We start from the raw sequence: 12,083 nt of genomic DNA, 5'->3' as shown, positions 1-12,083 counted from the left end.
CCTCAATTTTTTTCTCTCCATTTTATGCATAGCGCCCTATTTGGAATAATCAAAAACTAGATATCATAAATTAACAAATACAACAAATTGAAATTATTGATAATTTTAAAAAATCAATCTTAGCGTAAAATTTTGAACCTTACGGTTAAATTTTTTTTCTATGATTTTAACTTTCCCCCGCTATAGTAATAACCATTGAAACGAACTGCGGCTTCTAAGATATATTCTATAAAATGCCGTGCGCTAATGAAGATCTAGGAGACTAAAATGTCTAACGCATTTATCGAAATGATTAAAAACCGTCGTACTATTTATAATCTAGGCGATGCTTTACCTGTATCTGAAGAACACGTTACAAAACTAATTAAAGAAGCCGTAAAACACTCACCATCGTCGTTTAACTCGCAAACCTCACGTGTGGTAATTTTGTTTGGTGCTGAACATAAGAAATTATGGAATATGACCAAAGAAGCTCTGCGCAAAATCGTACCTGAGCAAGCTTTTGCTGCTACAGAACAAAAAATTGATAGTTTTGCAGCAGGCGCAGGTTCTATCCTGTTTTTTGAAGACCAAGACATTGTAAAAGGTCTGCAAGAACAATTTCCTTTATATGCAGATAACTTCCCTATTTGGTCTGAGCAAGCCAGCGGGATTGCACAATTTGCAGTATGGACTGCATTATCACAAGAAAATATCGGAGCTTCATTACAACACTACAATCCTTTAGTGGATAATGATGTACAAAAGACGTGGAACATCCCTGCAAATTGGATATTACGCGCTCAAATGGTATTTGGTTCCATTAATTCACCAGCGGGTGATAAAGCCTTTATGGATGATGATGTACGTTTCAAAGTTTTCAAATAAAATGAAACAGTAAGATTTTAAACGAAATGCCCTTATAAAACTTTTTATAAGGGCATTTCTATTTTAACCACTTTTTAAAATCCTTCGCAAAATAAAGCATCACTAATGATGACTTCCATTTAAAAAATAAAATTACGAAATACGTTATTATTTAAAATTTATTTAACGTAACAAAAAATTCAAAAAACATATTTACAAATGAAATTTAACTTAAATAAAAAGATAATTTCACACCTACCCCATTTGTTATTTATTCACAAAAAATTAATGATTAACAATCAATCGAATGATATAAACATCAAATAAATTTTGATGCTTATCAATGAACTAAACCACTTTCACACTAGAATCTAAGTATATTTTCAAAATTTAGTTTGCATTGTCAATAATTGAACTACACTAAAAGTGAAGGCAAAAAACACTGTTCTCAGTGTTATTCCGGAGGTGGACTATGAAACGTTTATCATTACTGACATCCGTAGTTGCTATAATCATTTCAAGTTGTTCTTTCACCTATGCAAGTAATAACTCATCAGGAGGGACAATCACATTTACGGGTTCAGTGTATGAACCACAATGTGTTATAAATGCCAACAACCAAGAACGTGTCAATGTTATGTGCTACCGAAATGGTAAGGATATTTCAATGACGGGCTCTTTAAAAAATGGCAAAAAAATAGAATCTGAGTATGTTAAAGTTGAATACGATAAGTTTAGTAAATTACCTATGTTGAATGTGTTTTATGAATAGTTTATTAGTCGTCAAAAATCAATAACCGCTCGACGTGTTTAGTAAGTTGCTAGTTAAATGCGCCGAGCGTTATTTATTTACCATCCAAATATCTCCCCCCATTTCTTTCTCATTTTTAGGCATAAAAAAGCCCACCCAATTGGGCAGGCTCAGGATAACTTCAATAAAAATGGAAATGCTTACTTAGCGGTTAAATCTACTTGGTAGATAGCGAAGCCAATTTCATCAGTGCCCACTTTTTTCATTGGATACTGTGCATTTTCTTTAATAAAGTTAGCTGCTTTTTCACTTGGTGCAGTTTCAAAGCGAACATCCAGTTTTTTGTCTGTCTTAATTGGTGTAAATGACCAGTTATTTGCCGCTTTAGTCGAAATCTCACCTTTTTCTTTAGACACTTTCGCAATGTAAGCCGCTAAAATTGAACGGTTTTCATCTGGGGAAGCAAATGCAACATTGTTATCACCTGTCCCTGCGAATTTACCGCCGTAACCACGGTAGTTGTTGGTTGCCACTAAGAAAGTCGCTTTCGGATCAATCGGCTTACCTTGGTAAGTGACATTTTTGATTCGGTTAGCATCTTTATTTACGGTTTGGCAATCAACATCATATTTTGCTGGCTGAGTCAGGTCGATTTGGTAATCCACGCCGCTAATTGTGTCGAAGTTATACGTTCTGAAACCGCTCCAATTCAATAAGCTTTGTGGTGCCGTTGATTGTGGGTCGATTTGGTTATACATACCCGCAGAACATTCTAACCACTCAACAACATCCGCGCCCGTTGCTTTAACGACAACCAATGTATTTGGGTACAGGTAAAGGTCCGCCGCATTACGGAACGTTAAATCACCTTTTTCAACTTCAATAAATTCTGTTGGTGAGTTCTTACGACCACCCGCTTTAAACGGTGCTGCCGCGGCTAATACAGGTAAATCAGCCAGATCAGGGTCACCTTGAATGAAGTTTTTGGTGTAGTCGATTTGTGCATCATTAACGATTTGTACAGTAGGATCGCTTTGCACCAGTGCTAAGAAGCTGTACATATTTTCAGAAGCTTTACCAATATGTTTACCCACAAACTTACGAGTATCTTGGTGCTCTTTTTCGATGATTTTCGCTAAGTCGCCATCACGTTCAACAAGGGCTTTTTTATTTGGCTTGTCATAAACCGGACGTGCATGAGCCGTTGCATCAACCACTTTCCATGCACCGTCATCATTGCTTACCACTAAATCGACAACCCCTAGGTGGTCACCCCATTGACCAGGCATGACAGCAGGAACACCATTGACGGTTCCTTTCGCAATATCAACACCTTTGATATCACTAAAGTCTTTGCTTGGGAATACACCGTGTGAGTGGCCAAACATGATTGCATCAATTCCCGGAACTTCACTGAGGTAATACACGGAGTTTTCCGCCATTGCCTTGTAAGGTTCTTGAGAGAAGCCTGAGTGAGGAATTGCAACAACTAAGTCAGCGCCCTCTTTTTTCATTTGCGGTACAAATTTTTTCGCCGTTTCAGTAATGTCGTTAACTAAAACTTTACCCTCTAAATTTGGTTTATCCCAAATAAGGATCTGTGGTGGAACGAAACCGATGTAGCCCACTTTAATTGTATGTGTTTTTCCATCTCTATCTTTAACTGGAGTATCTACAATAATGTATGGGTTGAAGTAGTTTTTACCGGTTTTTGCATCAATAATATTGGCATTGATATAAGGGAATTTTGCCCCTTCAATGGCTTTATGCAGGAAATCTAATCCAAAGTTAAACTCATGGTTACCAAAGTTACCTACGGTATAACCCATTGTATTCAATAGTTTGTGTGCTGGGTGAGATTCGCCATCTTTTAGGCCTTCACCAACAATATAGTCAGCCAGTGGGCTACCTTGGATTAAGTCTCCGTTATCCACGAGTACGGAGTTAGTGGCCTCTTGTTTTGCGGCTTTAATTAAAGTCGCAGTACGAACATAACCAAATTGTTCAGTTGGTTTATCTCTATAATAGTCGAAGTCTACAAGGTTACTGTGAACGTCTGATGTTTCCATAACACGTAAATCAACCGTTGCTGCGTTCGCATTAAATGCGACTAACATAGCAAGTGTCGAGAGCTTCAATACTTTATTCATTAGATCCCCTTAGTTGCCTTTATTGAGAGAAAGTTGCCTCTCGAATCCGCATACACACCTTATGCCATTGAACAAATAACCAACAAAAATGGCATTAAAATTTTACACTATGTGCATGACATCAATTTTTAATGATAATACACTGCAAACAGTAACCATTTTCTGTGACTAAATCACGGTTTTCATCTTTTTATCGAGCCTGATTTTTATATCTGTCACAAAAATGAATTATTCATGACAAATTCACGCCAAATAACTGAAATTATTTTTTTATGTTTTGTGAATAATTTTCGTAGGAAAAAAAGAATTGTGATTTATATCACTTAACATTAGAGAATTTATTTAACTCAAATTTTTTGCTTTATAAATATGCTTATTATTTTATTTTTAATTAATATAAATTTAATTTAAGTAATAAAGGATGATTATTTAAACATGAAAACTAAAACTCTATTTTTTATTACATGCGCACCTTTTTCTAAATAATTCGAGTTGTGGCAAGGCGGCTGAATGAAGCCAACGCAGCCACAACTTGAAGTATGACGAAAAAATGAGAAGCCGAGTGCAGCCAACACCACCACAGCGTAAATTAGGACGAAAATAGCCAAGCCGCGCCACGCACCCCACTCGAATCTCCATGCACCGCTTTACGAATAGGTGTATCGCATTCACGCCCAAATACCCATTGACGAATTCGCGCTGGCAGTTCTTCATACAAGCAATCCACATTGCTCATGCCGCCCCCTAACACGATGACATCTGGGTCGAGCATATTGATCGCTTGCCCTAACGCTTTAGCTAATCGATTCAAATAATTATCCAGCGCTATTTTGGCAAATCTATCTCCTTCTTGCGCCAGTTTAACGATATCTGTGCCGATTTTTTTCTCGCCTGATAACTTTGCGTAATCGGCCATAAAACCTGTTCCTGAGACGAACAGCTCTGTGCAACCCGTTAAGCCGCAATAGCAGTGTTCGTTTGATAAGAACTGCCTGTCACAATCATCTTGCCAAGGTAATGGGTTATGCCCCCATTCCCCTGCGACGCCATTTCCACCTGAATGCACTTGGCCATCGAGTGCAATACCTGCACCACAGCCTGTTCCGATTATCACTGCGAAAACGACCTTTTTCCCTGCACCTGCACCATCTACCGCTTCAGATACGGCTAAACAGTTGGCATCGTTAGCAATTTTAACGTCACGCCCTAATAACTTGCTTAAATCAGCATCAAAAAACTGCCCATTCAACCATGTTGAGTTGGCATTTTTCACTTTTCCAGTCACAGGAGATAAAGTTCCTGGGATCCCAACCCCTACGCTGCCCGTTTGCCCTGTTGCGGTTTCTGCGTCATTCACTAAACCGGCGATAGCATTGAGTGTTGCAATATAGTCACCTTTAGGTGTTGAAACACGCTGACGAAATAAGGTTTCACCATCATCGTCTAATGCAATCACTTCAATTTTCGTGCCACCAAGGTCAATTCCTATTCTCATTGCGCTGCTCTCTTTGATTTTATTGTTTATCTTCCCATCATGACCTGCCTAGGGCGCTTTTTTCAAGTATAAGAGATAAAAACTGAGGGATCACTTAACTTCCTTAATAGGCACCTTAGGCTAAATATATTTTTTTCGCTTAATAACCGACAATTCGTTATCATAGCCCCCTGCTCTAACTGGCTATTTATCAACAAAGGTAGGTTTTTCATGTGGTTCAAGAATATATTGGTCTATCGCCTGAATCGGGATTTGGCACTCTCTGCAGATGATCTGGAAAAACAACTTGCCGCACTTGCCTATCACCCTTGTGGCAGCCAAGACATGATGCAAACAGGTTGGGTCGCGCCGATGAACGGTGCCGATGCCTTAACCCATGCAGCTGGCAACCAAATTCTAATTTGCGCTAAAAAAGAAGAAAAAATGCTGCCATCTCCTGTCATCAAGCAAGAAGTACAGGACAAAATTGAAAAACTAGAAGCAGACCAAGGCCGCAAACTTAAAAAAACTGAAAAAGACGCCTTAAAAGATGAGGTCGTGCACACCTTATTGCCTCGTGCATTCAGTAAATTTAGCAAAACCTATATTTGGATTGATACCGTCAATCAACTCATTATTGTAGATGCGGCAAGCGCGAAACGTGCTGAAGATAATCTAGCCTTATTACGCAAGAGTTTAGGCTCCCTGCCTGTCGTTCCTCTCACATTCAAAGACCCAATTGAACTCACTCTCACCGAGTGGATCCGTTCAGGCTCACTTCCTCAAGGCTTTGCGGTGATGGATGAAGCGGAGCTAAAAGCTATCTTAGAAGAAGGAGGAATTATTCGCTGTAAGAAGCAAGATCTGATCTCTGATGAAATTGCGACCCATATTGAAGCAGGTAAGCTCGTCACGAAGCTTGCTTTAGATTGGGAAGAGCGTATCCAATTTATGTTATCTGATGATGGTTCGCTAAAAAGACTTAAATTCAGTGATACATTAAAAGACCAAAATGACGACATTGGCAAAGAAGATTATGCGCAAAAATTTGATGCGGATTATGTGCTAATGACAAGCGAACTGAGCGCCTTAATCGCTCGCTTAATTGATGTTCTGGGTGGCGAAGCAGAACACTAACACATCTTGAATTTCCTTCCTTATCTCACGATGGCAACTTACCAAAAAGTAAGTTGCCATTTCTTTTTAGACCTCGCCTGCATAGCCACAATTAAGTCATTGACTGGTTGTGAAATCTCTGGTTGATTAAATTACAACCCTGTAACAAATTTACGTTAGTTTGAAATTTGTTAAATAAAAATAATAAATAGCAGCCTCCATTATTGGAGTTTTGGTCAATATTCTATCGAAGGAATAGTCATGAAAGAGCTTATCGAACCAGAAGTGGATGAAAATTCATTAGTGACCTTACAAAAAGTCACTGCGGATAACTTCTCTGAAATCTGCCTACTTAGTCATACATTGAGTGAGGCGCAGCGTAATATGGTCGCTGACAATGCTTACTCTATGGTAGAGGCACAATTTTCAGACTGTGCGTGGTACAGAGGGATTTATGCAGATGATACGCCTGTTGGGTTCATTATGCTGCATTCTGGGTTAGATGATGACGAACTCGAATATGATGGCATTATGCTATGGCGCTTCATGATAGCAGAACCTTATCAAAAGTTAGGCTTTGGCCGCGAAGCATTAATCCAAGTTATACGTTATCTAAAAAAGAAAGGTTACCCACGACTCTATAATAGCTGCGGTGAGGGGGAAGAAAGCCCATTTGAGTTTTATAAAAAGCTGGGGTTTATTCCGACTGGCGGATATATCGATGATGAATGTGAGCTAGTTTTAGATATTGCGAACTGGCAAGACGAATAGCCTAAAAACCCCTAGCCCTATATTTAAGTCATAGCTAGGGGGTTCTAGTGCAGCCAACAACACTGCGGCAAAAATTTTCTCATCCATCAATACGCCAAGATACCCTAAATAATTTGTGTTGCAGCTAGGCGACAATCGAACAGGCTCTAGGAGCATACTAAAGTATGTGGCTAGAGCCTGTGAGTACAGTCAACAACGCTGCGGCAAAAATCTATTTTATCAATCAATAACATGACCTATTATGCCGCCAATATACCCTAAATAATTTGTGTTGCAGCTAGGCGACAATCGAACAGGCTCTAGGAGCATACTAAAGTATGTGACTAGAGCCTGTGAGTGCAGTCAACAACGCTGCGGCGCAAAGTATGACGGGTATCCGCTATTTTTGGATCAAATAACGTATAGTCGGCCCATCTTGCTGGATATCCAAAACCGTATAGCCATAGTTTTTTGCATCTAACGGAATATTATTAATTGATTGTGGGCAATCACTTACTACTTCTAATATTTCGCCGCTTTTTAGGGATGGCATCGCTTCCAATGTTGCTACCGCTGGATATGGGCAAGGCTCCCCGACCATATCTAAACGGTAATCAGGAATAATGTCTTTTTTACTCATATTGCCTCCATTGATGCTTGTGTCGATTTTTGTGTACGTTTACGGAAAAAATGTTTTTCCCAAACTAACATCAGCACAAACGCCACTGCTAATAATGCATACGTCACCAACAAGCCGCCTTGTGGCCCAAAGGTTTCGAGTAAATTCACTTTGTCAAAATCGGTTGCTAACCAAGGGCCTAAATCATCCCAATAATAAGCTAGGATGGTTGCGCCAATAATATTCCCAAAACCAACCCACCAATAATGAACCTGCCCTTCCACTGCGCGGTACATCCAACCCGTTTCACAGCCACCAGCAAGGACAATACCAAAACCAAAGAGTAAGCCACCAATCACGGCATTTGGGCCTGCCCATAAAATTTTAGGTGTCGCACCTAACTGGACATAACTAAAGATACCGATCGCACTGACTGCCATCCCAATAATGATGGCTTTAGCCATATGGGTACGGCCCGTGATCCACAAATCGCGAAAAGCGGAGGTAAAACAAATCTGAGCACGCTCAATTAATAAACCAAAGCCAATTCCGCAGAGGATAGCAAAGCCCATCACTGGAGAGTCAAGTAAGGTATAAAAACCCCACGCCAATGCGAGGGTGAAAATAACCATTCCTAACTTAAAGCGTCGTTTTGCCACATCATGATTTTGCGTTAACGGAGATGCCGCACTGACTTTTTTCAGTTTGACAGGGATCCTAAACATTGGCATCAATGTGAACTTAGCACCAAAATATGACCCTGCCGCAGTCGCAACAGCGAAATACCATGCGTGTAGAGAAAATTGAGGGATCCCAGTAAAGAATGCCGCTAAATTACATCCCATCGCTAAGCGCGCACCAAACCCTGCAATAATACCGCCAAGAATGGCTTGGAAAATGCGAATACGGTGTTGAGGCATACGTAATTTAATATTATTTGCCCAAAGTGCAGCAGCAAAGCAACCAGCAAACATACCGATAATCATGACACCATCAATACGATCTAGAGGTGTGCCTTCAAAGCCAATCACTTTGAAATAACCCCAAGTTTCTGGATGAGCACCAAACAGCTGCATAATGTGCCCTCCCCAGCGAGTAAATTCGCCAGTAACAGCCCAAAATGTGCCCGTTAAACCGAAATAGTAGGTTGATAAAATACCTGCGGCAATTACTGCGGGTAAAGGCTTCCAAAAACCGATGAGATAGTGAGATTTGAAATCAGACCAAGTCATTGTAACATCCAATTGATTCACGCCAGATCCTGGCAGAGAAATTCGCCGTTGTATAATTATCTTTATAATCTGTTATATCGATGCCCCACAGCGAAGTGGAAATATCATACGCTGATATTTTTTTTCGTGAAGTCCTTTTGTATAGAACTGAAGGATATATTGATTTTATGCATAGTAGGATGTTGTGAACGCTGATTTATTATACATTTATTGAACTCTTCAAATTATGTATAAAAAACATACTCATTACGTAGCACAATGTACCAATAAAAAAAAAGCGTTATCTTAATGATAACGCTGGAAATGTAGTCTTATTTTATCTATAGAGGAGTATAATATGAAATTGCCGTTTCCGGCTTCGCTTGCTATGCGTAGTCTGTAGTCAGCCCATTTGACTCCAGTAATAACATTCACGTTAACTTAAAAACACAATATCTTATCTGAGTTACCCAATTACGTAATTATATCTATTTTTAATATAAAGCCTGATTTTTCACTTATTCAAAAATAATACTGAAAATCAAAACTGGCTTTATTAGGTCCCTAGTATTAATCAATTTTAAAAATAAATAACTCGATATAATAAAGTGTTTAAAAGTGTTTCTAAATGTTATTGATTGCATTATAACCCAAGACTTAGGTTGCGCAAGTGTTTTTTCGTTTAACTTAAAAAGTACAAGAAAAACCAAAAATATAATTAAAATCAAAAAGTTATCATTTTACAGCAAAATAAAACACCTATTGTTAAGATATTACAAACTATTTACATTTATACGTATTTATTTCTAATTTGCTATTTGATTTATATTTAAATTAAATATATTTATATAATTTTATTTTTCCTATTATGAGCAAAGCTTATTTAACTCACTCTCAAAAAGACATTTTCATTAAAAACCTTTATAAAGTTTTTATTTTTTGTCTGAAAAAAAATAATCATTTTTTTATTTCAGTTACCATACTCTTTCTATGAATTTTAAATTTTCTCATAAAAAACAATCATCTTGTCGATATTTTTACCTTTAAAATTATCCATATAATTTCCATGGTAATATTATTATCTTGCCAAAATAGTGATAATTAACAAAACCATTCAAACATAATGGTTTATTTTTGGTTATGTTTCTTCGATTCAATAGCATCAAAAATAGTTAAATATCCGCTATTTCAAGCTGTATTAAGCTGCATTTTTAATAAAAAATTGCATTTAAAAAAAGAAGCTGAGCTTATATTTACGTTAAAAACGTAGCCTTAAAACGCGGCTTTACTCAACTCTTCTATTTCGATTTAGAGAAAAAACACCAATAAAACATCAGTTATCTTAATGTTAATTTTGATTTATTGCCTTATATTAGCACTCAATACCCCTTATAAGAGTATTGAGTGTGTAATTCAGACATCCACCTTCAAATGGATACCAATAAAAAGCGTGAAAATAGGATAAAAATCTATTAATAATGATTAAATCATACAAATAAATATAACATTATGCAGGATAGATAACATAGGGCGGAAAAATCAGACAGCTACAGTGTTAATTTTTGTTGCGATTTGATTTTATTAATAAAAAAACGCGCTTTACCATTAAAGATAAAACGCGTTATGTCGGCTTTTGCTGTTAACACTGACTATTTAGAGGTCGTTGCTTCCATCCCAACTAAGCCAATTTTCAAATACCCTGACTGACGTAATGCATTCATCACATCCATCATCGTTTCATAATCAACGCTTTTATCCGCTTGGAAGAAAATCGTTGTTTCTTTATTTGAACTTGTTGCTTGATCAAGAGTTACGGAAAGCTGTTCTTTCGACACCGCTTGATCGCCAATAAAGAGTTGACTATCAGCTTTAACCGTTAAGAACACGGGTTTTTCTGGCCGTGGCTGTGGCTTCGCGGTTGAGGCAGGTAAGTCGACTTTAATATCAACTGTAGCCAATGGTGCCGCGACCATAAAGATAATCAATAGAACCAACATCACATCGATAAACGGTGTCACGTTAATTTCATGCATTTCACCGCTATCATCTTGTTCGTCACCTAAACGCATTGCCATAATAATTACCTTGCTTTGCTATTTGCCAGATCAAGATCACGCCCTAATAATAACGCAGACTGTGCAGCCACATCCCCTACCTGACCACGGTAGTTATTAATCATTCTGGCGAAAATGTTATAAATTACAACCGCCGGGATCGCAGCGATAAGGCCAATTGCCGTTGCAAGAAGTGCTTCTGCAATACCCGGTGCGACGACCGCTAAGTTAGTCGTTTGTGAATGGGCAATCCCGATAAAGCTATTCATGATACCCCATACCGTTCCAAACAAACCGACAAAGGGAGAAATCGCACCGATAGTCGCTAAATAACCATTACCACGGCCCATATATCGGCTGATTGCAGCGACGGCTCTTTCAAGACGGAATGACGTACGCTCTTTTGTACCAGACAAATCAGTGCTGTTCGCAGATAACGCTCTTTCTGTTACCGCTTCATTAAGCAGCATGCGTGTAATACTGTTTCCTTTGAAACCTTCTGCAATTTTCACGGCTTCATCAAGTGATTTCACGTCAGCAATCGCATTGGTTTCGTCTTTTAAACGGCGACGTGCGACTAAAATTTCGAGACCTTTAGAGAAGAAGAGTGCCCATGTAATGACAGATGCAATGACCAAGCCTATCATTACTGTCTTCACCACATTATCCGCATTTTGGTACATCCCCCAAACGGATAAGTCCTGATCAAAGCCGCCTGTTGGGGCTTCAGTTGCAATTTCAATATTTTCATTCACAACGGCAGTATTTACTGCGGGCTCAGAAGATACGGGAGCAGCTTCAATATTTGGTGTTGTAGTTGGAGCCGCAGGTGTCGATGGTGTATTTTGAGATGCAGCGGGTGTTGTTGCAGGTGTAGTTTCAGCGACTGCCGTGCCCATCAAGCCGAACGCCAATAGAATAGAAGCTGTTAGTTTACGCATCAGTTGGCCTTTACTCTCTTTTTAGTGTTGTATAAAAAAATTCATATCGATGATTGTGCCATTCATCGACTAACCTTTAAAAGCGAAATTTAACTCGCGCTGTTCGTCTCTTTTAAAAAAGACGGTGCTGATGATATCAAAGACAGCGCGAATTGATAGTAATTATCATTA

General features: G+C 38.6%; 10 protein-coding genes. 4 read left to right on the top strand and 6 right to left on the bottom strand.

What is annotated here, in order from left to right:
- Positions 1-267 precede the first annotated feature (267 nt).
- Together AC4IFO_RS02855 and AC4IFO_RS02850 are read left to right on the top strand one after the other, a co-directional pair.
- Positions 268-867, top strand: coding sequence for a nitroreductase family protein (locus AC4IFO_RS02855; RefSeq protein WP_219245711.1), 600 nt, complete (start codon positions 268-270; stop codon positions 865-867).
- 451 nt (positions 868-1,318) lie between these two features.
- Positions 1,319-1,618, top strand: coding sequence for a YmdA family protein (locus AC4IFO_RS02850; protein ID WP_490731693.1), 300 nt, complete (start codon positions 1,319-1,321; stop codon positions 1,616-1,618).
- 179 nt (positions 1,619-1,797) lie between these two features.
- Here AC4IFO_RS02850 and AC4IFO_RS02845 read toward each other — a convergent pair whose 3' ends face one another.
- Together AC4IFO_RS02845 and mak are read right to left on the bottom strand one after the other, a co-directional pair.
- A complete protein-coding gene (locus tag AC4IFO_RS02845; protein WP_490731691.1) occupies positions 1,798-3,747 on the bottom strand; it encodes a bifunctional 2',3'-cyclic-nucleotide 2'-phosphodiesterase/3'-nucleotidase in 1,950 nt (649 codons plus the stop codon).
- A 589-nt stretch (positions 3,748-4,336) separates the two neighbouring features.
- A complete protein-coding gene (gene mak / locus AC4IFO_RS02840) occupies positions 4,337-5,242 on the bottom strand; it encodes a fructokinase (RefSeq protein WP_490731689.1) in 906 nt (301 codons plus the stop codon).
- A gap of 210 nt (positions 5,243-5,452) precedes the next feature.
- Between mak and rdgC the strand changes: the two genes are divergently transcribed.
- Together rdgC and AC4IFO_RS02830 are read left to right on the top strand one after the other, a co-directional pair.
- Positions 5,453-6,358, top strand: a complete 906-nt coding sequence (gene rdgC, locus AC4IFO_RS02835) for a recombination-associated protein RdgC (RefSeq protein ID WP_206084547.1) — start codon at positions 5,453-5,455, stop codon at positions 6,356-6,358.
- 240 nt (positions 6,359-6,598) lie between these two features.
- Positions 6,599-7,108: a GNAT family N-acetyltransferase gene (locus AC4IFO_RS02830; protein ID WP_490731686.1), complete on the top strand. Its 510-nt coding sequence runs from the start codon at positions 6,599-6,601 to the stop codon at positions 7,106-7,108.
- Between the two features lie 379 nt (positions 7,109-7,487).
- Here AC4IFO_RS02830 and yedF read toward each other — a convergent pair whose 3' ends face one another.
- From yedF to exbB, 4 genes are all read right to left on the bottom strand, one after another.
- Positions 7,488-7,727 (bottom strand): sulfurtransferase-like selenium metabolism protein YedF, encoded by a 240-nt coding sequence (gene yedF, locus AC4IFO_RS02825; RefSeq protein WP_353244313.1) that lies wholly within the window; start codon positions 7,725-7,727, stop codon positions 7,488-7,490.
- Complete coding sequence (gene yedE, locus AC4IFO_RS02820) at positions 7,724-8,938, bottom strand: selenium metabolism membrane protein YedE/FdhT (RefSeq protein ID WP_273804520.1); 1,215 nt, start codon at positions 8,936-8,938, stop codon at positions 7,724-7,726. The genes yedF and yedE overlap by 4 nt, the downstream gene beginning before the upstream one ends.
- 1,628 nt (positions 8,939-10,566) lie before the next feature.
- Positions 10,567-10,992, bottom strand: a complete 426-nt coding sequence (gene exbD / locus AC4IFO_RS02815) for a TonB system transport protein ExbD (protein WP_490731683.1) — start codon at positions 10,990-10,992, stop codon at positions 10,567-10,569.
- Positions 10,993-10,997: 5 nt separating this feature from the next.
- Positions 10,998-11,912, bottom strand: a complete 915-nt coding sequence (exbB, locus tag AC4IFO_RS02810) for a tonB-system energizer ExbB (protein WP_490731681.1) — start codon at positions 11,910-11,912, stop codon at positions 10,998-11,000.
- Positions 11,913-12,083: the final 171 nt, after the last annotated feature.

The organism is Providencia sp. UF-224 (assembly GCF_058245955.1).
This window is presented reverse-complemented; position numbering and strand designations above follow the sequence as displayed.